Origin of the sequence: Actinoallomurus iriomotensis, from assembly GCF_030269445.1 — a bacterium.
GTDB lineage: Bacteria > Actinomycetota > Actinomycetes > Streptosporangiales > Streptosporangiaceae > Actinoallomurus > Actinoallomurus iriomotensis.
This window is the reverse complement of sequence record NZ_BSTJ01000003.1, coordinates 655,395-677,397: the sequence shown is the minus strand read 5'-3', so window position 1 is coordinate 677,397 and position 22,003 is coordinate 655,395. Positions and strand designations below refer to the sequence as shown.

Below are 22,003 nucleotides of genomic sequence, written 5' to 3'. Positions count from 1 at the left end.
CTTGACAAGGTTACATCGCGCCTGCTCTCCTATAACCACCGACAGCAGTTATGGAGGTTAGAACGATGAGCGTAGTGGTGCATCACAGGTACGCGACGGTCGAGGGTCATCGGCTCTTCTACCGCGAGGCCGGATCGGCCGACCTGCCGGCGATCGTGTTGCTGCACGGCTTTCCGACGAGCTCGTTCATGTTCCGCAACCTGATCCCGCAGCTGGAGGGCTACCGGGTCATCGCCCCTGATCACCTCGGCTTCGGGCTCTCGGACGCGCCGTCGGCCGACGAGTTCGACTACAGCTTCGACGCCCTGGCCGACCTCACCGCCGGACTGCTCAAGCAGCTCGGCGTGACCCGGTACGCGATCGGCGTTCAGGACTACGGCGCCCCGATCGGCTGGCGGCTCGCGATCCGCGACCCCGACGCCGTCGTCGCGGTGATCAGCCAGAACGGGAACGGCTACGACGAGGGCTTCGTCGCCAGCGGCTGGCAGGGCATCTGGGACTACCAGCGGGAGCAGACGCCGGAGAACGAGGCGGCCCTGCGCGGGGCGTTCACGCTCGAGGCGATCCGGGACCAGTATGTGACCGGCGTCGAGGACGAGAGCGTCCTCAGCCCGGACACGTGGCACCTCGACCACGCCTTCTTGTCACGGCCGGGGAACGCGGAGGTCCAGCTGAAGCTGTTCCTGAACTACGCGACGAACCCGCCGCTGTATCCAGCGCTGCACGAGTGGCTGCGCACCAGGCAGGTGCCGGTGCTCGCGGCGTGGGGCAAGTACGACCCGTTCTTCGGCCCAGACGGGGCACGCGCGTTCGCCCGCGACAGCGAGAACGCGGAGATCCACCTGTTCGAGGGCGGCCATTTCCTCCTCGAGAGCGCCGGCGACGAGGTCGCAGCGCTCATTCGCGAGTTCCTCGCCAAACACCTGCCGACGGCCTGAGCGGAGCGATCGAGGAGAGGGAGCCACGATGACGCGAGCTGGATCGGTGGTGGTGCTGCGCCGCTACCCGGTGTAGTCGATGCTCGGCGAAGACGTCGACGCCGTGGCCGCACGTATCGCGGAAGTATCCAAAATCGCATACGCCACCGCAACGGTCCTGCGTCTTCGGTGGAGGCATGGACCGCGGCGCATCAACGGTCAATGCGTCCATCGGGAGAGGATTGTGATCATGGACTCGGATTCCGTACGCGGTGTCGGCCGGCGGCGGCTGCTCGGGTGGGGCGGGTTGGCGGCCGCGGGCGTGGTGGCCGGCGCGTCGCTGGTGGGTGCCCAGCCCGGCTACGCCGGCGCGGCCCCGGCCGACGACGACCGGATCCCGCCGGACACTCTGCCGGGTGGGGCCTACGACCGGTACGTGGCGAAGCTGGCCGCCGACGGCAAGTTCTCCGGCGTGGTGCTGTTGTCGCACCGGGGCCGGACGGTGCTGTCGCGCGGCTACGGCATGGCCGACAGGGAGAACGGGATCCGCAATCACGAGGGCACCGCGTTCAGCCTCAGTTCGGCGGGCAAGCCGTTCTACGCGGTGGCCGTCTTGCAGCTGGCGCAGCAGGGCAAGGTGAAGCTGTCGGACACGGTGGGCACCCATCTCAAGGGCTTCGCCAAGGACATCGCCGAGCAGGTGACCATCCACCACCTGCTCTCCGGCACCTCCGGGCTGGCCGGCCCGGACGAGGACGTGCAACGCGTCTTCCAGAGCCGGGATGAGGTGCACGCGTACTACGAGCAGCGGGCCCGGCAGGCGAAACTGGTGGGCGTCCCGGGCGTGCCCAACACCGGTCACGAGGAGCCGGAGGTCACCATTTCCGCGCTGATCGTGGAGGCGGTGACCGGCAAGACGTACTGGGACTACGCGCAGGAGAACATCTTCGAGCGCTGCGGCATGACCGGATCGGCGTTCTACACCAGGCCGCAGTGGCTCACCGACAAGCACATCGCGCACCCGTACATGACGCTGGCCGACGGCAGCGTGGTGGACGCCGTCCGCAACCTGGACAAGAGCAGCCCGGATCCGAACGTACTCGGCAAGAATCCGGGCCGCGCCTTCATCGACGCCCCCGGGGACGGCGGCTTCGCCACCGCGCCGGATCTGGTCCGGTTCGCACGCGCCCTGGGCGACGGTACGGTCCTGGACCGGCCCTGGGCCGACGTGCTCACCGCCGCCAAGATCCCCCAAGGACCGGCGTCGTTCGGCGCGTACGGGATTCCGGTCTCCATCGTCAACGGCCAGTGGATGTACCAGCGCGCCGGTGGCAACCCCGGTGTCGGCGCCAACTGGGACATCTACCCGTACACCGGCTGGGTCGGCGTCATCCTCGGCAACTGCGACGGCGTGCCGCTGCCGGAGATGATCGGGCAGGAGATGCAGGCCATCACCGGGGCTCCGGCCGACGGGGGATCGGGTGGCTGAGCCACCGGGGATTCCGTGTATCGCGGACATGTCCAAACCGCATCCGCCACCGCAACGGTCCGAACCTATCGGCACCACCCCACCGCACGCGCAGGATGGTGCTCGACGGCGTTCCAACGGAGAGCCCGGAGCCGGGAAGGCCGCTCGGCTGCCATCCACCCCGACACCTCGCCATCGCCCTGGTGCGACGCGGCGCCGTGAAGTCCCTCGGGCCTCGGACGGTCGCCTATCCGCCAGCGCGTTCGGTTGTAGCGAATCGCTGAGGGCGGCGGTTTCGTGCCGGACGACGGTTACGCGCAGCTCCGCTGGCGCGTCGTCCTTCGGAGGCCGGAGCGGGAATGGTGACAGGGACGCCGGAGGGCGTTCGGGCACCGGTGATGCGGTTGAGTTCGGCATCGCCGGACCGTACCCGCGCGGAGTGCGGCGTGATGCCGGCGGTCGCCATCATCCGGTCCATCTCACGGCGCTGCTTGGGCAGCACCAGGGTGACAACGGTGCCGGATTCGCCCGCGCGTGCGGTGCGGCCGCCTCGGTGCAGGTAGTCCTTGTGGTCGTTGGGCGGATCGACGTTGACGACCAGATCCAGTCCATCGATGTGGATGCCGCGCGCGGCCACGTTCGTGGCGACCAGGACTGAGACGTCTCCGGTGCGGAACTGCTCCAGAGTGCGGTTACGCTGCGGCTGGGACTTGCCCCCGTGCAGCGCCGCAGCGCGTACGCCGCTGCTCAGGAGCTTGCGGGTCAGCCGGTCGGCGGCATGCTTCATGTCGACGAACATGATGACGCGGCCATCACGGGCGGCGATGTGCGTGGTGGCATCGTGCTTGTCCGCCTCGGTGACGTGCAGCAGGTGGTGCTCCATGGTCGTCACCGCTCCCGCCGACGGATCGACCGAGTGGACGACCGGATCGGTGAGGAAGCGTTGGACCAGTCGGTCGACATTGCGATCCAGCGTCGCGGAGAACAGCATCCGCTGACCGCCCGGAGCGACCTGGTCAAGCAACGCGGTGACCTGCGGCAGGAAACCCATGTCGGCCATTTGATCCGCCTCGTCCAAGACGGTGATGCGTACGTGCTCCAGGCTGCACGCGCCCCGGTTGATCAGGTCCGTGAGCCGTCCCGGGGTGGCGACCAAGATCTCCGCGCCGCGGTTGAGGGCGGCGGCTTGCCGGGAGATCGATACGCCGCCGACAACGGTGGCAGATCGAAGCCTGAGGGACTGGGCGTAGGGCATGAGGGCGTCGGTGACCTGCTGGGCCAGTTCGCGAGTCGGGACGAGTACCAGCGCCAGCGGCCTACGCGGCTCGGCGCGTCGGCCGGCGCTACGGGCGAGCATCGCCAGGCCGAAGGCGAGGGTCTTTCCTGAGCCGGTACGTCCACGGCCGAGGACATCACGGCCGTTCAACGCGTCCGGAAGCGTCGAGGCCTGGATGGCGAACGGCTCCGTCACCCCCTGTTGAGTCAATGTGGACAGCAGGGCCGCCGGCATTTCCAACTCGGCGAACGACGCGACCGGGGGAAGGGGCGGCGTGGAACTGGCGGGGAGTGCGAAGTCGTTCTGCCGCCGGGCGGCCGGTTGACGCGAGGCCTTGGTAGGCGAGTGGGAGAAACGACGGTGAGACGGACGGGTGCCATGGGGCATGTGCAAAGCCTTCCTTGAACTGGCACGTTTCGAGGAAGACTCCGCAGCCTGTGGCCGGAAGCGATCGCAAGAACGAACCTGAGTGAACCGCGAGGCAACGCCGAAGCCGGAAAAGGGCGTTGAGTGATATCGCGGGAGACGGCTGGAGGACGGGCTCTGGGCTGAGCGGCGTGCAGCCCAGAGCCCGCAGCCAAGTACTTCGGGGGAGCCGCATGGCGGAACGCCACGAAAGGGCCACACCCCCGAACGATCAGACGTCGGTGTCGACAGAAAGATCGTTTCCTGCTGGCAGGCAGCGTGCCGGGCTCAGATGCGGGCCCGGCGCCGCACTGTTCGGTTCTCAGGCGGGAACGATGTTCTCTGCCTGGAGACCCTTCTGGCCCTGCGTGATGTCGAACTGGACCTTCTGGCCCTCCTGGAGCTCACGAAAGCCCTGAGCCGCGATGTTGGAGTAGTGCGCGAAGACGTCGCTACCGCCGCCGTCTTGCTCGATGAAGCCGAAGCCTTTTTCCGCGTTGAACCACTTCACGGTGCCGGTGGCCATATTCGTCCCTTCCGAAAGGCAATTACGGGGCCCGCACTCTGCGAGCCACGCGTCGCCGTAATGACCCCATCCGAACGGACTATCGGGAAAACAAAAAATGCGCCTGAGGTGAGTACCAGCAGGCGCACATAAGCTCATGGGAACCACAACTGCAACTACCACTACGCTACCACTGGTGGATAGATCAAGCAACATGCCGCATGACAGTGTCCCGCCGACGTACTCTTTCGGCCGCCAGGGCGGCGCGTCATGACGGGGCGCCGGCGCTCTCCGGCCTCCGAAACGGTCGCCGTGGGAACGGCCCCGCCGTTCGATGCCGAGCTGGGCGCCGCTTTGGAGGCCCTGGGCGACTTGTCCAGGGAACGGCTCACTCCGGAGAACCTCGCCGCCCGGCGAGAACGCGACGCCGCGAACAGACCCCGGCCCACCGCGGTCGAGCTGCGGGCCGACGGCCGCTTCGCCGTCGAGGAACTGAGCGTGCCCGGTGCCGAGGGCGGTCCGAACGTCACGCTGGTGTACGCGCGGCCCGCCGACGCCGCCGGGTCCCTGCCGGTGCTGTATTACATGCACGGGGGCGGGATGATGATGGGCAATGCCTGGTCCGTCCTCCCGAAGATCCTTCGTGACTGGTCCGCCCCGCTTGGCCTGGCCGTCGTGTCCGTGGAATACCGGCTGGCGCCGGAAACGCAGTATCCGGGGCCGCTGGAAGACTGCCACGCGGGACTTCTGTGGACCGTCGGCCACGCGGACGAGCTCGGCATCGACGGCGAGCGCGTGATCATCGGGGGCAAGAGCGCCGGCGGCGGCCTCGCCGCGGCCCTGGCCCTGCTCAACCGGGACCGGGGCGACGGCCCGAGACCGATCGGGCAGCTCCTGCAGTGCCCGATGCTGGATGACCGCCTCGACACCCCCTCCGCTCGCCAGATGGCCGGCGTCGGCCTGTGGGACAGATCCTCGACCGCCGTCGCCTGGCAGGCCTACCTGGGTGACCGGTACGGCCTCGCGGATCTGCCGGCCTACGCCGCCCCCGCCCGCGCCACCGACCTGAGCGGGCTGCCGCCCACCTACGTCGACGTCGGCTCGGCGGAGACCTTCCGCGACGAGAACGTCGCTTACGCCCACGCGATCTGGTGCGCCGGGGGCGACGCCGAGCTCCATGTCTGGCCCGGCGCCTTCCACGGCTTCGACTCCGTCGCCCCCACCGCGGCCCTCGCCCGCGAAGCCCGTCACGCTCGCACCCGGTGGCTCAGCCGCGTACTCGGGCGCTCCCTCCGAGAATGACGTACCGATCAGTGGGTGAGGGCGTATCCCAGCAGGCCCTCCTGGACGACGTTGGCGTTTCCGGGTGCCTCGCAGTCGGGTTGGGTGGAGACGAAATGGTCGCCGACGCCGGTGATGTGGCATCGGTAGAGCGGCACGGAGGGGTTTGACGGACGGGCGGTGTAGATCCACCCTTCGGTCTGGACGATGGCGAACTGGGAGCCGCCGCAGTCCGCCTCTTTGTACAGGAACTGGTCGTCCTGGCCGTTACGGCAGCCGTACAGCGGGACGGTGCCGGACTCTTGTGCCGAGCGCAGATACCAGCGGCCTTCTTCGTGGTAGCCGGTCGGGGCCGAGCCGGTGGTGACCTGGTGGTGGGACCCGTTGCTGTAGCGGACCAGGGCGACGTCGGTCCCACTCGTTCCCTGCGTGCAACGCACCGTACGCCGCATCAGCCGCGCCTTGGACCAGTCCGGGCTCGGGCTCTGCCACTGGGTGTAGTAGACGAAGAACGTCGTGCCGGGGGTGTCGGGGGTGCCGCTGTTCGCCACGACGGTCGGGTAGGCGTCGAACATGTCCGGGTCACGCCACAGCGGATGCCGCGCGGACCAGCCGCTCACCCCGTCCGCGGAGGCGGACAGGACCATCTCGTGGGGGGAGACACCTGCGACCATGATGGTGCGCCCATCACCGCGAGCGGTGCCCGGCGCCCAGGCCATCGGCCGGCCCGCGTTGATGTCGGCGGACGCGCCGCCCAGTGCGGGCTGGGTCCATTCACCGTCGGAGAATTTGTTCCACGCGCTGACCTTTCCTTGCTTGGCCGCGGCCAGCACGGAGCTCAGCGACGCGCGGGCCACCGACAGCCCGGAGAAGGAGACGTGCCCGGAGGTGTCGGCGGAGGCGTCGGCGAAGTACACGTACAGGTAGGAGGTCGAACCGACCTTCGTCACACTGAACGAGGGCGCGCCGAGGTCGATCGTGGTCTGGGTCTTCTGGGCGTCCGCGAAAACGGCGTGCGGCCGCACGATCGCGCCCAGCCGCGTCACCTTGCCCGTCGCCGGGTCGACGCGTCCGAGATCGAGTTCGGTGTAGAACTTCGACGGGTCACTGCCGTACGGCCGCTCCAGGTGCAGCATCTGCAGCACCAGGCCGCTGTTCGCGTCGCGGTAGACCGGGCCGCCACCCGCATAGTCGAACCCGCTCGGCACACCGGTGACCTGCTGAGAGCTGGTGATGCCACCGGACGCCGGGGCGTTGAGCGTCCCGCTCGTGGTGATGACCTTCTGTGGAGCGCGTGAGCCGGGCGTTCCGGTGGAGAAGAACCGGTACTTTCCACTCCCGTCGTTCAGCACACCCAACGCCGTGTCAGGCCACACATCCAGCCCAAGACGGTTGCGTTCGGCGGTCGAGACCACCTCCTGGGCGGGCCCGACGGCCACTCCATCACATCCAGGAGCAGCAGCGGAGCGTACCGAACGGGTCGACAGATCCGCCTTTGCCGGACCATCCGCCGTCGGTGTCGGGTGACTCGTCGCGTGGGCCGAATCGCCGGACAGATCCGCTGCTCGCGGACGATCCGCCGAATGGCAGCCGGTCGCGCCGGCCAGGAGTACGCCGGACACCGCAATGGGCATCAATGCACGTTTCAACAGGAATCCCGATCATTTGCTGAACATGGGTGATCAAGGTGGGAATTTGGACGATGCCGCCGGTCGTGAGGTTCCGTCGTCACCCGCGATCCTCATCAACGCGACCGGATGCCGGTGGTCAATCGCAATTGAGAGACGCCGCGCCAATGTAGTGGGCAGTGGGCAGCGCGTCGTAGTACCCAAAGGTGGTATTTCGGCGGAGACGTGCTCCCTGTCGAGGCGCGGTCACTCAGATGGCCCAGGGGATCTGGGTGGACGGATAGAACTCGATGCCCTGGGCCGTCCAGCGTGGTGCGTGGGTCGCCAGGCGGCGTCGGAAGTCGTCCCAGCCGTGGGTCTGTCCCGGTGACCAGCCGAGTTCGGCGATCGCGGGAAGCCGGGGGAAGGCCATGTGGTCGATATGGCTGCGATGTTCGAGGTGTTCCGACCACAGGGGCGCCTCGACGCCGAGCACGGCGTGCTCCGGTACGCCGTCGAGGTAGCTGCCGGGGTCCCAGTCGTAGACGTCGCGGACATCGAGATAGCCGGCCCATTTGAAGCCGATGGGGGAGTCGGGGGTGTACTTCATGTCGAGGTACACCTTGTTGGCGGGGGAGAGAAGGATTCGGTGGCCCCGGGCGGCGGCCTCGGCGACTCGGGGATCGTCGTCGGTCTTGCTCCAGAACTGGGGCACGGTGCCCTCCGGCGGGCCGGCGCGGAGGATCTCGTGCCAGCCGATGGCCTGTTTGCCGTGCTGCCGCACGATGTCGACGGTCCGCCGGACGAACTTCACGTAGCCCTCTTCGGGCGTGGCGTGGGTTTCGTCCGTGCCGATGTGCAGATGCCGGCCGGGCGTCAGCGCTGCGAGTTCGCCGAGCACGTCCTCGGTGAACCGGTAGGTGCTCTCCTGGTCGGTGCACAGGGAACTGAATCCGGTGGCCGTCCCGATCGAGGTGAACGGCGGCGGTGCGACACCGTCGCAGGTGAGTTCGGGGTAGGAGGTCAGTGCGGCGTTGCTGTGGCCGGGGAGGTCGATCTCGGGGATGACCGTGATATGCCGGGACGCGGCGTACGCGACAAGATCCCGGAACTCCCGCTGGGTGTAGAACCCGCCCGGGCCGCCGCCGACCTGCGTCGCTCCGCCGACTTCGGTGAGTCGGGGCCAGCCGGTGATCTCCAGGCGCCAGCCCTGGTCGTCGGTGAGGTGGAGGTGCAGAACGTTGATCTTGTACTGGGCGATCTGGTCGATGAACCGCCGTACGTCATCGACGGTGAAGAAATGTCGTGCCACGTCGAGCATCGCGCCGCGGTGGGCGAATCTCGGATGGTCCAGGACCTCGCCGCCGTCCACCACACGAGGCCCGTCGACCGGGAGCAGCTGGCGCAGCGTCTGGACACCGTTGAATAACCCGGTCTCGGTGTTGGCTTTCAGCGCGATGCCTGTTCTGGTGACGGAGAGCCGGTAGCCCTCGTCGCCGACTCGTGGATCGGCGCCGTGGAGGGACAGCGAGATCTCGCCGTCCGCGGCGGTGGCCAGCTGGAGCGTTTCGGCGAGATGGTCCCCGATGCGAGAGGTTTCCCGGCTGACGCGGACACGGGTTTCGGCCGTGATGAGAAAGCTGTCGTCGGGCGACGGCCGGACGTGGACGGGCGCTGGGACAAGGCAGGTCATCCGAGAGGTCATGACTGATTATCAACGGCCCTGCTCTGCGATGCTGTGGCACTGACGACGAAGATCGACTTTGTACGTGTGAAAGGCGGTGATCTCGGTGGCGCGGTTGAGCGATGAGGCCTTGGTGGAGCTGGCGCGACGGCTGAAGACGGCCGAGACCGGTGGATGGGCCGAGACGGCTCTGCGAGAACTGGTGGCCGGGTTGGGCTGGGAGTGGCGTGACCGAGTGGAGCCGCTCCACAGGGAGCATTACGGGCCGGTGCTGAGCACTGGGCTGGTGACCGGCGACGCGTACCTGCGGTCGGTTCGCAGGCATATGGTGGAGGATCACGTCGCGGGTGAAGAATACTTCGGCCTCTATGTGCCGATCGATCTCCCGCAGGATACGCCGATCGCCAAGGCCGACGCTTTCCGCAGGGCAGCCGATGTCCTTACGGCCGCTTTCGGCTCCTCGCCAATAATGGGTGCCTACGGGAGGCCGGGCCCGTTCCATGACGCGCCCGCATCGTGGGGCAGTCCGTTCCGGCGGTGGCGAGGCGATCCGAACTCGCTGGAGTTGCGCGCCGGCGAGCAAGGCCCCGAACTGCTGTTGTCGCCGAGCGCCCCAGTGGAGAACTGGTATCGGAGACAGCAACACGACTCCTTCGCGCTCGGTGGTTTCTTCGGCACCGGGAACGATCCAGCCAACGACGGCCTCGACCTGCCCGGTCTATGGCGCACCGACGACTGGGACGTCTTCGCCACTTCCGTGGCCGCGATGCTGACCACCTTCCCCGCGGAAGTCCGCGCACTGGGCATCGGCAAGGACATCGCGCATCTTGGCGTATGGCCAGGAGCCATCCACATCGATATCGAGTCTGATCCCGTGTTGAGGCTCCGTATGCACGACTTCAACGAGCCGGCGCTACCGAAGGCCGAGCTGGCCGACCTGGGATGGATCGCGGAATCGGCGACCTCGGCGGGCCCGCTCTTCCATTCAGAAACCTACGAAGCCGGCGAAGTGGACGGCCGGCGCCTGGCTCAACTGCTGGTGGACACGGCCAAGCTGGGCGGCTGCAAGTCACCGCACAACTTGTTCCTTACCGACCACAGCCAGAACGTGGGCGACTACTGGGTCGAGTACTACGCCCTGACTCTCAGGACGGCCCCCTGACGGTCCGAGCGCGGTATCGGCGGCACGTCGGGTAGCAAGGCGTCTCCGTCTGTGGGTGGGGACGCGCCCGCCTCTCCGTCCGAAGTCGCGGTTCCAAGACCGGACGACAGGCTGAGGCCAATTGCCGCCGGGGTCTCTAGCGTCGGCGTCGGCGGGTCACCTCGCCATGGCTTTCGAACCCGTGCCGTCGTACGGCGGACGTGATCAGTCAGGCGGTCATGAAGATGGCGGATGTCAAAAGCGTGTTCACCGTGCTCGCGGTGGTCTCGGCCGCGGGGCTGGTGGGGGCGTGTCGCTCATCGCGGGAGCCCGCGCAGGCACCGCTGACCGTACGCGTGGATTCCGGGAGCGTGCGGGGCATCGTGAAGGGCGGGTCGCGACAGTTCCTCGGCATTCCGTACGCCGAACCGCCCACCGGCGCCCTGCGCTGGACGTTGCCGCGTAAGCCGCGTCCCTGGAGCGGCGTGAGGGCGGCCGGACGGCCGGGGAATGACTGCCCGCAGGGCACGGCGGGCACGCAGGGAAGCCGGCCGTCCGGTGAGGACTGTCTCTACGTCAACGTCACCACCCCGCGCGAAAACCACGGCGGTCTGCCGGTGATGGTGTGGTGGCACGGCGGCGGCTTCACCCAGGGAAGCGGCAGGGAGTACGACGCCGTCCGGCTGGCCACCGAGGGCAAGGCCGTCGTCGTCACGGTGAACTACCGGCTTGGGATCTTCGGCTACCTGGGGCTGCCCGGGCTGCCAGGGTCGGGCGACTTCGGGTTCGCCGACCAGATCTCGGCGCTGCAGTGGGCGCGCCGCAACGCCTCCGCGTTCGGTGGCGACCCGCGCAACATCACCGTGTTCGGCCAGTCGGCGGGGGGAATGTCGGTCTGCGCCCTGCTCACCTCCCCAGCGGCCAAGGGGCTCATCAGCAAGGCGATCGTCTCGTCGGGGTCGTGCCGGGTGCGCTGGCCCGCCGGCGGGCTGTTCCCCGGGGCGCCTGCCGACAGGCCGTACGTCCCTCTCGCCCAGGGGCAGAGCGACGGCTTGGCCGCCGCCAAGGAGCTGGGCTGTGGCGGCGAGAAGGCGCTGGCGTGCCTACGGCGCAAGCCCGTCGCCGACCTTCTCCCACACTCCGAGTCCTTCGCCGATCATCTCGCCTACGGCACCGATCTGCTGCCGCGGGATCCCGCCGTGGCGCTGGGCGCGGGCGCGTTCACCAACGTTCCGGTGATCGTCGGCGGTACCCGTGACGAGGCCCGTGCGTTCGTCGGCGGCGCGCTCAAGTACGACTCGAAGCTGATCACCTCGGAGACCTATCCGCGGCTGCTGAGGCGGGCGTTCGGCTCCAGCGCGGGCAAGGTGGCCGCCCGGTACCCGCTGTCGCGGTTCCCGTCCGCCGGACTGGCCTGGGCGGCGGTCCTGACCGACGAGTCCTGGGCCTGCTCGACCCTGGCCGGCGCCCGGGACCTCGCCGCGCGTACGACCGTGTACTCCTATGAGTTCGCCGACGAGAACGCGCCCAACGTCAACGGCCTGAGGATCCCCGGCCTCCCGCAGGGCGCCGCCCACGCCTCCGACCTTCCCTACCTCTTCGACCTGGGAGGCAGGGACCTGCTGGTCACCCGGGATCGCAAGGAACTGGCCCGTACGATGGTCGGTTACTGGAGTGCCTTCGCCCGCTCCGGCGATCCGAACCATCGGGGCGCGCCGAGCTGGCGGCCCGGCACCGCGCCGCTGAGCCTCGCGCCGGGAGCGATCCGGACCGTCGACGCCGCGGCCGAGCACAACTGCGGGTTCTGGGAGACAACGACGCGGTGACCGTGGATGAGGCGTCGCCTGGTCGGATACGCGTACTGCTAGCGTCGGTCATCGTGCCGGACCGGTTCGAGGTGACACTGTCACCGCGGTGGCGCACCGTACTCGTGGGGTGCGCGCTGGCCCTGCTGGCGCCGTTGGTCCTCCTCACGCCCCAGGGGGCTCCCGGCGGGTTCGGACGGGCCGTGCTGATCGCCCTGGTGGTGGTTCAGGCGGGCGCCGTCTGGTGGATGAGCGAGTGGCCGGGCACGGTGACCGCGACAGTTCTCCTGGCCGGGAGCGGGATCCAGTTCCTGTATCCGAAGGCCGGGCCCGGGATCGCGCTGGTGGTGGTGAGCACCCTCGCCTGGATCCGTCCCGCCCGCGAGTCTCTGTGGGGTCTGGCGGGGGCACTGGTGCCGGCCGGCGTCCTGCCGTGGGCGACCGGGCACCTGCGGCACGCGCTGCTGTGGCCCGCCGCCGCCCTGTTGGCCTGGAGCTGGGGAGCGCTGGGCAGAGCCCGCTCCGCCCGCCGCCAGGCCGAGGCGCGGCGCGTCGTACTCGAAGAACGGGCTCGCATCGCCCGCGAACTGCACGACGTTCTCGCCCACACGGTCTCGGTCATGGTCATCCAGGCGGCCGCGGCGGATGACGTGTTCGACGTCGACCCCGCCAAGGCCCGCCAGGCCCTGCGCGATCTGGAAACCTCAGGCAGGCAGGCCCTCACCGAGCTGCGCGCGTTCCTGCGTACCGTCCGTTCCCTCGACGACGAGCCCGAGGGCGGCGCGGCGCTCCGGCCGGGCCTCGCCGACCTCGACGGCCTGACCAGACCCCTGGCCGCGGCGGGACTGCGCGTGACGTTCCGTACCGAGGGTCTGGACGGCAGGACGCTGCCTCCCGGAGTCGAACTGTCGGCCTACCGGATCGTGCAGGAGTCGCTCACCAACACCCTGCGCCATGCCCGCGCACGCACCACCGACATCACGGTTGTCGCCACCGACCGCGAACTCACCATCGACGTCCGCGACGACGGCATCGGCGGCGGCCGCCTGACCGGCCTGGGGGCGGGACAGGGCATCGCCGGTATGCGTGAACGCGCCGCGATGATGGGCGGATCACTGACGGCGGGACCCGACCCGGCCGGGGGGTTCCGGGTCCGTGCCCGGCTGCCGGTGGAGGAGCCGCCATGACACCAGGACGTCGTGATGCCCTACGACCTCGGTATGGTCCGCCTCCGCGCCTCAGTCTGAAGTCGCACCCGTAAGACCCGACACGCGGCTGACGCCCTCGGCTGCGCGAATCTCTAATCTGGTCACCGGAAGTAAGAGACACATCACAGAAAGCGGGCGAATCCATGTTCGGGTCACGGAAGGTGCACAAGGACGAAGCGTGGGAAGGCGTCGTCAACGACAAGTCCCGCAACATGCCGGACGGGTCGAACCTCTACCACTACCTCGAAGTCACGTTCACCGACGGCAAGACCAAGAAGATTCGTGTCGACCGCTCCCTCTGGGACTCCCTCAACCCCGGCGACCAGATCGTGAAGCAGGCCGGATCCGATCCGGTCAAGAAATAGCGACACGCCGATACCCCGCCCGGGCCCGGATCGGGCTCCTCCGGGGGATCACGACGGCCCACAGCGGCCCCCCACCAGAGCTCCACTTGCCCTTCGACCTGGCCGGTCTGGACGTGTCGCCCGTCCGGACCGGTCGACCGGTCCTCCGGCCGATCCGCGCGCAGGTGCCGACGACATCGTCAGGAGCGCACTGAGATGGGCCTCAGCATCGGCGTCGTCGTCGCCACCGGTCAGGTCGGCGCGGTCGTGCGGCGATCCTCGAGGAGCGCGGTTTCCCCGTGGACCGGATCCGCTTCTTCGCCAGCGCCAGAAGCGCCGGCACGACCCTGCCCTGGAAGGGCGTCCAGATCCCCGTCGAAGACACCGCCACCGCCGACCCGAGCGGTGACTTCGTCGACGATGGACGGGGCGAGACCGTCGAGGAGCGCGAACTCCGCGACGAGAGCCGTAAGATCCTCGAACTGCCCCGCCTGCCCGTCAGTGGCATCTGTGTACGCGTCCCCGTGCTCACCGGCCACTCACTGGCGATCAACGCGGAGTTCGCCGAACCCCTCACCCCCGTCCGCGCTCGGGAGCTGCTCGGCCGGGCGCCGGGCGTCAGACTGGTCGACGTGCCGACGCCGTTGCAGGCCACCGGCGCCGATCCCAGCCTGGTCGGCCGGATTCGGCAGGACGAGGGTGTCCCGGACGACCGAGGTCTCGCCCTCTTCGTCTCCGGCGACAACCTCCGCAAAGGTGCCGCGCTCAATGCGGTTCAGATCGCCGAACTGGCCGCCCGCCGGGCGAGTACGGTCGGGTAGGCCGGCTTGCCGGGCCGTGTGACCGCGCAGGAGACGGCTCAGACGACCACGACCCGGCGCCCGCGTGTGTGACCGGCGTGGCTGTCGATGTGCGCAGCCGCGGCCTCGGCAAGGGTGTACGACTTCTCGACCGGGATGTGGAGCCTTCCCCGCGAGATGAGGCCGGCGGCCTCGGCGAGCGCTTCCGGCATGCTCCCGGCCACGCCGGAGAATCGGACTCCGAGCTCCGGCGCACCGAGATCGGCGATGGAGATCACCTTCTGGGGGTCTCCGGTCAGCTCGACGAGTTCGCGGATCACGCCCGAGCCGGCCAGATCGAGAGCCGCGTCGACGCGGCCGAGTCGCCGCACCCGCTCGACCCAGCCCTCGCCGTACGTCGTGGCGACCGCGCCCAGGCTGCGCAGATAGTCCTGGTTCGAGGGACCGGCCGTGCCGATCACCGTGATGCCGCGGTCGCGGGCGATCTGCAGCACCGCCGATCCGACTCCTCCGGACGCGCCGCTGACCAGCAGCGTCTGCCCGGACCGTACGCCGACCTGGCGGATGACGCGCAGCGCGGTCTCCACCACGGAGGGGTACCCGGCCGCCTCTTCGAACGTCAGGCCCTCGGGCATCCGGGCCCAGGCCGACAGCACGGCGAACTCGGCATAGGTGCTCGAGCCTTCGCCGAACACAGGGTCGCCGACCTCGACCCCTTCGACGCCCTCACCGACCTCGTCCACCACCCCGGAGGCGTCCTGTCCGACTCCGGCGGGCAACTCGATCGGATGGACCTTCTGGAACTGGCCTTCACGGATCCTCCAGTCGACGGGGTTCACACCCGCCGCCCGTACGGCGATGCGCACCTGACCGGGGCCTGCGTGGGGCTCCTCGGCGTCCACGAGTCGCAGAACGTCCGGACCGCCGAACGCGGCGAAGCTCACTTTCTTCATGCGGCCCACCGTAGCACTAACCGTTAGTGCTTTGAAACGGTTACGGTTTTGTATCTGATAGCATCACGGGATGACCGTGCCGTCCGGACGCCGTGAGCGTAAGAAGGCCGCGACCCGTCAGAAGATCGCCGATGCCGCCCTGCGGCTCTTCCTCGACCGCGGGTACGACGCGGTGGGCATCCGTGACGTGGCCGCTGAGGCCGACGTGGCCGTCACCACGCTCTTCTCCCATTTCGCCTCGAAAGAGGCCCTGGTGTTCGAGCAGGACGAAGACTTCGAGCAACGCCTCACACGGGCGGTCACCGACCGGGCGTCCCACGAGCCGCTCATCCCTGCGCTGCGCCGCGAGATCCATGCCCTGGTACGGCACTGCACAGCGGACGGCGCCGCCCCCGTCTGGCGCATGATCGACGAATCACCTGCCCTGCGGGAGTACGAGGAGTCGATGAGGTTGCGCCATGCGGAGTCGCTCGCGACGGCCATCGCCGCCGATCTCGACCTGGCAAAGAGCGCGACGACCTGCCGGGCGATCGCGAGGTTCGTGATCGACGCCTATTCCCTGGCCCGTGAGGCGGCCGACCCGGAGGCCGCGGTGGACGAGATCTTCCGGATGATCGAGGCGGCCTGGGAGGTCACCTCCCAGGCCGGGATGCCATAGGAATCCCCTATAGCGCCTGCTGACATTTCGTCTTTGCCTTTCGTTCTTTTCCGAACGTAGCGTGAAACAGCTCGACGAGGCACTCGCCGCGAATTCTCCAGAAATTCGCGCTGTGCGCACGTGAATCCTTCTTTCGTCGAGCGGACGAAATGCGATTGAGGGGAATGGCATGACCACGATCGAGAACGGATCGGGCACGCGAGAACTCGAGGGAAAGCGGGCACTGGTCACGGGTGGTTCTCGCGGGATCGGAGCGGCCGTCGTGCGCCGGCTCCTGGACGCGGGCGCCGAGGTGCTCACGACCGCCAGGTCGGCGACGAGCGCGGTCCCGGAGGGGGCCACGTTCGTGGAGGCCGACGTGCGGTCACGGGCCGGAGCGGAGGCGATCGCCGCGGCCGCGCAGGAGGCGCTCGGCGGGGTGGACATCCTGGTTCACAACGCGGGTGGGGCGCGACCGCACAAGGGCAGTCCGGCCATCACCGACGAAGAATGGCAGGACGCGCTGGACCTGAACTTCCTGGCGTCTGTGCGGCTGGACTCATTGCTGACACCGGGAATGCGGGAACGGCGTTCGGGGATGATCGTGCACGTCTCCTCGGCCGCGGTCCTCACCCCGATAGGACCGTTCCTGCACTACACGGCGGCGAAGGCGGCGCTGGAGAATTACAGCCGGGGATTGGCCCTGGAGCTGGCCCCGTACGGAATCCGGGTCAACACCGTGAGTCCCGGCAGAGTCGCCACCCCCGGCGGCGAGGCGACGCGGGAGCAGTGGGCGCTTCTGGATCCGGCGCCCGGCCCGAACAACGCCACGCCGCTGGGGCGCGACGGCCGGCCCGACGACATCGCCCACGCGGTGCTGTTCCTCGTGTCCGGCCGGGCGGGCTGGCTGACCGGGAGCAATCTCGTCGTGGACGGCGGCGAATTCCCCAGGGGCTGACGCCGACGGCATTTCCGGAGCTTCAGGACACCGGTGAGAAGGAAGCGGACTCGGACCAGGTCTCGTGACGCAGGAGTTCGAGCAGGGCCGTTTCCGCCGGACCCGCGCCGTGCCGGACCACGGCGATGACGGGCTGGGACACGACCGGGGACACCGGGCGAACGAGGTGCTCGTGCCCTTGAGGCACCGCGGAGGCCGGGACGAGCGTCACCCCCAGCCCGTGGGCGGCCCAGCGCACGGCCGTCGCCGTCTGGGACACGCGGGCGGCCGTGGCCGGGGTCAGATCGTTGTCCCGCAGCACGCTCATCAGTACGCCGTCGAGCGCGCTGTCGCGGTCGAACCTCACCCACGGCTCGCCCTCCAGCTCGCGCAGCTCGACGCGGTCCGCGGCGAGCTGCGGGTGCCCGGCGCCCAGCACCACGACGAACTCCTCGTCGCCGAGGTGGTGGGCGTCGGCGGGGGTCTGCTCGCACGCCGCCATCAGGGCGAGGTCCAGCACGCCCCGGCGCCCCAGCCGCTCCAGCTCGGCTGAGCTCGGCTCCTCGAAGACGGTGACCTCCAGCCGCGGGAAGCGGCGGCGCAGCGCGCCCAGCGCGCCCGGCAGCTGCCGGGTGCCGAAGCCCATCTGCACCGCGACCACCAGCTCGCCGACCAGCTCATGGGCGCCGGCACGCGCCGTCGCTCTCGCCCGCCGCGCCGCGCTCACCGCGACCTCCGCTTCCCGCAGGAACGCGCGGCCGACCACGGTGGGCACCAGTCCGGTCGGCGTGCGGGCGAACAGTTCCACCCCGAGCTCGCGCTCCAGGCCGCGGATCTGCTGGGACACCGACGGTTGAGCGACGTGCAGCAGCTCCGCCGCCGCCGTCACCGAGCCCTCCTCGGCGACGGCCAGGGCGTACTCGAACTGACGAAGGCTCATCGGCTCCCGTCCCCTCTCCGCGCTCTACACCGTTGTAATCCCTGTAAGAGGGTAAGCGGAGCTGCCGGTCAGCGGTGTTTCGCGAGGGATCGGGCAATTTCGCGCCCAGCACCGATCGCCCCGAAGTACGCGGTCGCCGAGCCCTTCGGGTCGGTGAGCATCAGCTTCACGATGAGGTTGCTCACCCGGAACCAGAGGACGACCGTGCCGCTGCCGTTCGACTCTTCGCCGGATTGCCTGATGACGGCCTTCTCGTCGCCGACGACCATCTCCTCCATCAACGGGTCATCAGAGCGAAGCCTGGTCATCCCGGAGTGCGCACGGTCCTCCGCCGAATGCCACCAGGACCGGGCGTACCGGGTGGTGGACAGGATCTGGAGGTCGAGGTTCCCATTGGCCAGACTCCACCATTCGCAGTGGCCGCCGACCGCATGACGCGGCTGCGGGATCGCCTTGTCGAGGGCGGCCGAGGTGATCCCACCGCAGGCCGGAGCCGCGGAGAACCTCCCCTCGCCGACGATGCGGAACGGGTTCCAGGCCAGGTTCACCACAACGCCGGCCACCCCCAGGAGGACCACGAGTGCGCAGATCAGGGCGATCGTCGGCAGCTTCGCCGAGACGTTCGCCCTGATCGGGCGCGTGCCCGGAACGAACGCGGGGGGAGGGGGAATGGAAGGTCCCGCGACGGCTCCCGCCCTGTAGGGACCCCCTGGAGGCCGGCCGCCGGAGTATGCGGCCGCTACCGGCACCGGACCGTAAGGCCGCTCCGGCGCCCCGTACGTGGCGTGCTCCGCCGGCGGGCGGCCTGCGGCGTCGCTCGCTTCGGTGACCGCTCGCAGCCCTCGCCGTGTGGCCTCGGCGCCCAGCCGTGTGGCCGGATCCTTGATCAGGAGACCCTTCAGGATCGGCGCGAGGGGGCCGGCCTGAGTCGGCGGTTCAGGTTCCTCGGTGAGGACCATGCCGATCAGCGCGGGGATCTCATCGGCGATGTAGGCGCGCCTGCCCTCGACGGCGAAGTAGAGCACGGCGCCAAGCGACCACAGGTCCGACTCGGGGCCGGCCGGGCGTCCGCGTAGGCGTTCCGGCGCCATGTACCCCGGAGATCCGATCAGCGCCCCGGTCTGGGTCAGCGCGGTCGCGCCCGCCATCGCCGCGATGCCGAAGTCGGTCAGGACGATGCGATCGTCATCGCCGACCAACACGTTTCTCGGTGTGACGTCCCGGTGCAGGATCCCCGCAGCGTGCGCGGTGTCCAGCGCGTCGAGCATCTGCAGGCCGATCGCCGCGACGCGTTCCGCGGGGAGCGGGCCGTGCTCGCCGACCAACTGGTCGAGGGACCTGCCGCGTACGAGCCGCATGACGATCCACGGCAGGTCGTCCTCGGTGACCACGTCGTAGACGCTGATGATCGCCGGATGATCAAGGTGAGCGGCGGCCCTGGCCTCACGAACGAATCGCTCAAGCAGACCTGCCCGGGATGCGTCATCCAGACCGCCGGGAAGCAGGATCTCCTTCACCGCGACGTCACGCTGGAGATATTCGTCCCGGGCGCGCCAGACGATCCCCATCCCGCCGCGACCGAGCGCGTCCAGCAGCCGGTAACGCCCTGCGATAGTCCGTTCCGCGGAACCCATGGCGGGACGATATCGCTCATGCGCCATTCGGCCGGACGCGGATAATCCGAGATATGCGCCAAGAAGTGTGCGGGAACTGAGGGGCTCTGATCGCCGGCCCGTCACCGTGCATGGCCGGGGTCGGTCGCGCCGTACAAGCGCATCACCGACGTACGGAACTGAATCGCCGCGGCTCGTGCGTTCAGGCGGCCGGCGCGGATCTGATGGTCGGCGGCGTGGCCGAGCGCGATCGTCGCGGCGATCAGCCAACCGGTCTCCAGGTCGGTCGCGAACTCGCCGCGGTCGCGGCCGCGGCGGATCAGTGCCGCCAGGCGCTCCTCGACGGGCAGATGTCGATTCGCCTCCTCCGTCGTGTCGCCGGCCTCGTGCCCGGGTGTCGCCGCCTGCTCGGCCAGCAGGGTTCCGGCCGCGTCCAGGAACCGGCCCAGAGCCTCGGTGGCGGTGCCGGTCTCCAGGTCGGCGGAGTCCAAGACGGCGATCGCCCGGCGGCTCAACTCGTCGCGTACCTCTTTAAGGAGCGCCTCGCGAGTGCCGAAGTGCGCATACGCGGTCTGCCGCGCCACGCCGGCCACGGACGCGATCTCGGCCATGCTCGCCTCCGGACGCTCGGCGAGCATCCGGATCGCCGCCGAGACCAGCGCGGCACGGTTACGTCCGACCTCGACCCGCTGCCGACGGCGCCTTATCTCTGACACGGTTGACAACTATAGCGGCCCAGCTAAATATGACAGGCATGTCAGAGATAACAGTGGCGGCGGCGCGCCGCCTTCTGATCGACTACACCCGTGACATGGCCCTCTCCGAGGAGGACCCGGCACAGATCGTGAACCGCACCCTGACCGACGATGCGATCTGGGTGACCGACGGCACCGAGCTCACCCGCGACCGGCTGATCGCGCACGCGCCGCCGGCCCGTAGGAACGTCACCGCCATCGAGATGCGCATTGACGACCTCCTCGTCGACGGCCACCGCTTCGCGGCCCGCTGCCACCTCATCACCGATCACCGCAAGCTCGGACACCTGGTGATCGAGTGGATCCTGATCGGTGAGGTCGCCGAAGACGGGCGGGTACGGCGCATCGACCAACTCGGCCGCACCGCCGACGGCAACGGTTGAGAGGCCGTCGAGCCGCCCGGCGTGGACGGCGACCGCCAGGAGGACGATCCGGACCTCGCCGACCCGGCGGCGCTGAGCGCGCTCGGACGCCTACGCTCGGGGGGTGACTGACGACGCGGCTCTGGTGGGAGCGCTGATCGACGCCGTGCTCCGAGCGCCGGCGCGGGCGGGGCGCCGATGGCGCTGGCAGCGGGGGCCCGTCTGGCCGGCGGTCGTGACGGCGCTCCTGGGCGCCATGGCGATCGGGTTCAGCGCGGGTGCCATCGCGATCATGATCGTGTCCATGCACGTCAACGGCAACCTGGCGGCCCTGCTCGGCCTGGCGCAGGCCGTGCCGCTGGCCGGGGCCCTGCGGTGGCCGCTCGGTTCGTGGCGGATCATGGCGCTGGCGATGGTCGCGGGCAACCTGTCCATCGGGTCCACCGGCGGGATCTGGCCGTGGCCGGTGACCACGTGGCTGGCCATGGTGGTGGTGCTGTTCCAGGTCGGTGTCTGTTGCGAGCGGCGGACCTCCGCCGCCGCGGGCATGATCACCGCGGTGATCGTCGTGCTGCCCGCCGTGCCGGTCTCGAAGATGCCGTTCTGGTTCGCGCTGATCCTGTGTGGGATCATCGGCTTCGTCTTGATCTTCGCCGATGCGCTCAGCGGCCGGTACGCCGCCGAGGCGCGACTGGCGGAGCAGGCGGCGCTGCACGAGCGCGACCGGGCACGGCAGGCCGTCCTGGAGGAGCGCGCCCGCATCGCCCGCGAGTTGCACGACGTCGTCGCCCATCACATGTCGGTGATCGTCCTGCAGTCCGAGGCGGCGCCGTACAAGATCCACGATCTGCCGGACGCGGCGCTGGGCAAGTTCGGGCTGATCCGGGACGCGGCGCGGGAGGCGCTGGCCGAGACCAGGCGAGTCGTGGGCCTGCTCCGCGAGGAGGACGAGACGGCCGAACGGCTGCCGCAGCCCGGGCTGGACCGCCTGGACGAGCTGGTCGAGCGTGCCCGCCACGCCGGGCTGGACGTGGACGCGCGCATCGACGGGATGCCGCGGCGGCTGTCGGCCGGGGTCGATCTGTCCGCGTTCCGGATCGTGCAGGAGGCGCTGAGCAACGCCTGCCGGTACGCGCCCGGCTCGCGGGTGCGGGTACGGGTGCGGTACGGCGCGCGGGCCCTGACGGTCTCGGTCAGCGACGACGGCTCTGCGGGCGAGGTGACCTCGGAGCCGGGCGGCGGCCATGGCCTGGTCGGCGTGCGCGAGCGGGTCACCATGCTCGGTGGCACCCTCACCGCGGGGCCGGCCGGGGACGGCTTTTCGGTCGCCGCGGAGCTACCGTACGCCAGGCCCGAATAGGGTCT

Annotated in this window: 20 protein-coding genes; 12 read left to right on the top strand and 8 right to left on the bottom strand. The window is 69.3% G+C overall.

Annotated elements, in window-relative coordinates:
* Positions 1-65: 65 nt before the first annotated feature.
* Together QSK37_RS16075 and QSK37_RS16070 are read left to right on the top strand one after the other, a co-directional pair.
* Positions 66-938 (top strand): alpha/beta fold hydrolase, encoded by an 873-nt coding sequence (locus tag QSK37_RS16075; protein ID WP_285621314.1) that lies wholly within the window; start codon positions 66-68, stop codon positions 936-938.
* Positions 939-1,167: 229 nt separating this feature from the next.
* Positions 1,168-2,406 (top strand): serine hydrolase domain-containing protein, encoded by a 1,239-nt coding sequence (locus QSK37_RS16070; protein WP_285621311.1) that lies wholly within the window; start codon positions 1,168-1,170, stop codon positions 2,404-2,406.
* Positions 2,407-2,632: 226 nt separating this feature from the next.
* Here the strand turns inward: QSK37_RS16070 and QSK37_RS16065 are convergent, their stop codons facing one another.
* The gene (locus QSK37_RS16065) at positions 2,633-4,048 is read right to left on the bottom strand and encodes a DEAD/DEAH box helicase (RefSeq protein WP_285621308.1); all 1,416 of its coding nucleotides are present in this window, start codon (positions 4,046-4,048) and stop codon (positions 2,633-2,635) included.
* Between the two features lie 340 nt (positions 4,049-4,388).
* Positions 4,389-4,592, bottom strand: a complete 204-nt coding sequence (locus QSK37_RS16060; RefSeq protein ID WP_252786350.1) for a cold-shock protein — start codon at positions 4,590-4,592, stop codon at positions 4,389-4,391.
* Positions 4,593-4,883: 291 nt separating this feature from the next.
* Here QSK37_RS16060 and QSK37_RS16055 point away from each other — a divergent pair, with 291 nt between their 5' ends.
* Positions 4,884-5,873 (top strand): alpha/beta hydrolase fold domain-containing protein, encoded by a 990-nt coding sequence (locus QSK37_RS16055; protein ID WP_285621302.1) that lies wholly within the window; start codon positions 4,884-4,886, stop codon positions 5,871-5,873.
* Positions 5,874-5,881: 8 nt separating this feature from the next.
* Here QSK37_RS16055 and QSK37_RS16050 read toward each other — a convergent pair whose 3' ends face one another.
* Complete coding sequence (locus tag QSK37_RS16050) at positions 5,882-7,291, bottom strand: hypothetical protein (protein WP_285621299.1); 1,410 nt, start codon at positions 7,289-7,291, stop codon at positions 5,882-5,884.
* A 439-nt stretch (positions 7,292-7,730) separates the two neighbouring features.
* Positions 7,731-9,152: a beta-N-acetylhexosaminidase gene (locus tag QSK37_RS16045; RefSeq protein WP_285621296.1), complete on the bottom strand. Its 1,422-nt coding sequence runs from the start codon at positions 9,150-9,152 to the stop codon at positions 7,731-7,733.
* A gap of 88 nt (positions 9,153-9,240) precedes the next feature.
* Here QSK37_RS16045 and QSK37_RS16040 point away from each other — a divergent pair, with 88 nt between their 5' ends.
* The 5 genes from QSK37_RS16040 to QSK37_RS16020 all read left to right on the top strand — a co-directional run bounded on the left by QSK37_RS16040 (position 9,241) and on the right by QSK37_RS16020 (position 14,462).
* The gene (locus QSK37_RS16040) at positions 9,241-10,305 is read left to right on the top strand and encodes a hypothetical protein (protein WP_285621293.1); all 1,065 of its coding nucleotides are present in this window, start codon (positions 9,241-9,243) and stop codon (positions 10,303-10,305) included.
* A gap of 224 nt (positions 10,306-10,529) precedes the next feature.
* A complete protein-coding gene (locus QSK37_RS16035) occupies positions 10,530-12,110 on the top strand; it encodes a carboxylesterase/lipase family protein (RefSeq protein WP_285621291.1) in 1,581 nt (526 codons plus the stop codon).
* A 53-nt stretch (positions 12,111-12,163) separates the two neighbouring features.
* Positions 12,164-13,276 (top strand): sensor histidine kinase, encoded by a 1,113-nt coding sequence (locus tag QSK37_RS16030; protein ID WP_285621288.1) that lies wholly within the window; start codon positions 12,164-12,166, stop codon positions 13,274-13,276.
* 164 nt (positions 13,277-13,440) lie between these two features.
* The gene (locus QSK37_RS16025; RefSeq protein WP_285567733.1) at positions 13,441-13,662 is read left to right on the top strand and encodes a DUF7489 domain-containing protein; all 222 of its coding nucleotides are present in this window, start codon (positions 13,441-13,443) and stop codon (positions 13,660-13,662) included.
* A 278-nt stretch (positions 13,663-13,940) separates the two neighbouring features.
* The gene (locus QSK37_RS16020) at positions 13,941-14,462 is read left to right on the top strand and encodes an Asd/ArgC dimerization domain-containing protein (RefSeq protein WP_285621286.1); all 522 of its coding nucleotides are present in this window, start codon (positions 13,941-13,943) and stop codon (positions 14,460-14,462) included.
* A gap of 38 nt (positions 14,463-14,500) precedes the next feature.
* Here the strand turns inward: QSK37_RS16020 and QSK37_RS16015 are convergent, their stop codons facing one another.
* Positions 14,501-15,394, bottom strand: a complete 894-nt coding sequence (locus QSK37_RS16015; protein ID WP_285621283.1) for an NADP-dependent oxidoreductase — start codon at positions 15,392-15,394, stop codon at positions 14,501-14,503.
* A 70-nt stretch (positions 15,395-15,464) separates the two neighbouring features.
* Between QSK37_RS16015 and QSK37_RS16010 the strand changes: the two genes are divergently transcribed.
* Positions 15,465-16,052 carry a TetR/AcrR family transcriptional regulator gene (locus QSK37_RS16010; RefSeq protein WP_285621279.1) on the top strand — a complete coding sequence of 196 codons (588 nt, stop codon included), beginning with the start codon at positions 15,465-15,467 and terminating at the stop codon, positions 16,050-16,052.
* Between the two features lie 169 nt (positions 16,053-16,221).
* Positions 16,222-16,989: an SDR family oxidoreductase gene (locus QSK37_RS16005; protein ID WP_285621275.1), complete on the top strand. Its 768-nt coding sequence runs from the start codon at positions 16,222-16,224 to the stop codon at positions 16,987-16,989.
* Between the two features lie 22 nt (positions 16,990-17,011).
* Here QSK37_RS16005 and QSK37_RS16000 read toward each other — a convergent pair whose 3' ends face one another.
* From QSK37_RS16000 to QSK37_RS15990, 3 genes are all read right to left on the bottom strand, one after another.
* Positions 17,012-17,908, bottom strand: coding sequence for a LysR family transcriptional regulator (locus tag QSK37_RS16000; RefSeq protein WP_285621272.1), 897 nt, complete (start codon positions 17,906-17,908; stop codon positions 17,012-17,014).
* A gap of 68 nt (positions 17,909-17,976) precedes the next feature.
* Positions 17,977-19,647, bottom strand: coding sequence for a serine/threonine-protein kinase (locus tag QSK37_RS15995; RefSeq protein ID WP_285621269.1), 1,671 nt, complete (start codon positions 19,645-19,647; stop codon positions 17,977-17,979).
* Positions 19,644-20,237, bottom strand: a complete 594-nt coding sequence (locus tag QSK37_RS15990) for a TetR/AcrR family transcriptional regulator (protein WP_285621267.1) — start codon at positions 20,235-20,237, stop codon at positions 19,644-19,646. The genes QSK37_RS15995 and QSK37_RS15990 overlap by 4 nt, the downstream gene beginning before the upstream one ends.
* Positions 20,238-20,275: 38 nt before the next feature.
* On the opposite strand from QSK37_RS15990, the gene QSK37_RS15985 reads away from it, so the two are divergent.
* A complete protein-coding gene (locus QSK37_RS15985; RefSeq protein ID WP_285621263.1) occupies positions 20,276-20,659 on the top strand; it encodes a hypothetical protein in 384 nt (127 codons plus the stop codon).
* A 103-nt stretch (positions 20,660-20,762) separates the two neighbouring features.
* Entirely contained in the window at positions 20,763-21,998 is a 1,236-nt protein-coding gene (locus tag QSK37_RS15980; protein WP_285621262.1) for a sensor histidine kinase, read from the top strand.
* Positions 21,999-22,003 lie beyond the last annotated feature (5 nt).

Bases quoted from the DNA above. Each gene is read 5' to 3' on its own strand.
- QSK37_RS16075 (WP_285621314.1), top strand. From the start codon at position 66: ATGAGCGTAGTGGTGCATCACAGGTACGCGACGGTCGAGGGTCATCGG.
- QSK37_RS16070 (WP_285621311.1), top strand. From the start codon at position 1,168: ATGGACTCGGATTCCGTACGCGGTGTCGGCCGGCGGCGGCTGCTCGGG.
- QSK37_RS16065 (WP_285621308.1), bottom strand. From the start codon at position 4,048: ATGCCCCATGGCACCCGTCCGTCTCACCGTCGTTTCTCCCACTCGCCT.
- QSK37_RS16060 (WP_252786350.1), bottom strand. From the start codon at position 4,592: ATGGCCACCGGCACCGTGAAGTGGTTCAACGCGGAAAAAGGCTTCGGC.
- QSK37_RS16045 (WP_285621296.1), bottom strand. From the start codon at position 9,152: ATGACCTGCCTTGTCCCAGCGCCCGTCCACGTCCGGCCGTCGCCCGAC.
- QSK37_RS16035 (WP_285621291.1), top strand. From the start codon at position 10,530: ATGGCGGATGTCAAAAGCGTGTTCACCGTGCTCGCGGTGGTCTCGGCC.
- QSK37_RS16025 (WP_285567733.1), top strand. From the start codon at position 13,441: ATGTTCGGGTCACGGAAGGTGCACAAGGACGAAGCGTGGGAAGGCGTC.
- QSK37_RS16015 (WP_285621283.1), bottom strand. From the start codon at position 15,394: ATGAAGAAAGTGAGCTTCGCCGCGTTCGGCGGTCCGGACGTTCTGCGA.
- QSK37_RS16010 (WP_285621279.1), top strand. From the start codon at position 15,465: ATGACCGTGCCGTCCGGACGCCGTGAGCGTAAGAAGGCCGCGACCCGT.
- QSK37_RS16005 (WP_285621275.1), top strand. From the start codon at position 16,222: ATGACCACGATCGAGAACGGATCGGGCACGCGAGAACTCGAGGGAAAG.
- QSK37_RS16000 (WP_285621272.1), bottom strand. From the start codon at position 17,908: ATGAGCCTTCGTCAGTTCGAGTACGCCCTGGCCGTCGCCGAGGAGGGC.
- QSK37_RS15985 (WP_285621263.1), top strand. From the start codon at position 20,276: ATGTCAGAGATAACAGTGGCGGCGGCGCGCCGCCTTCTGATCGACTAC.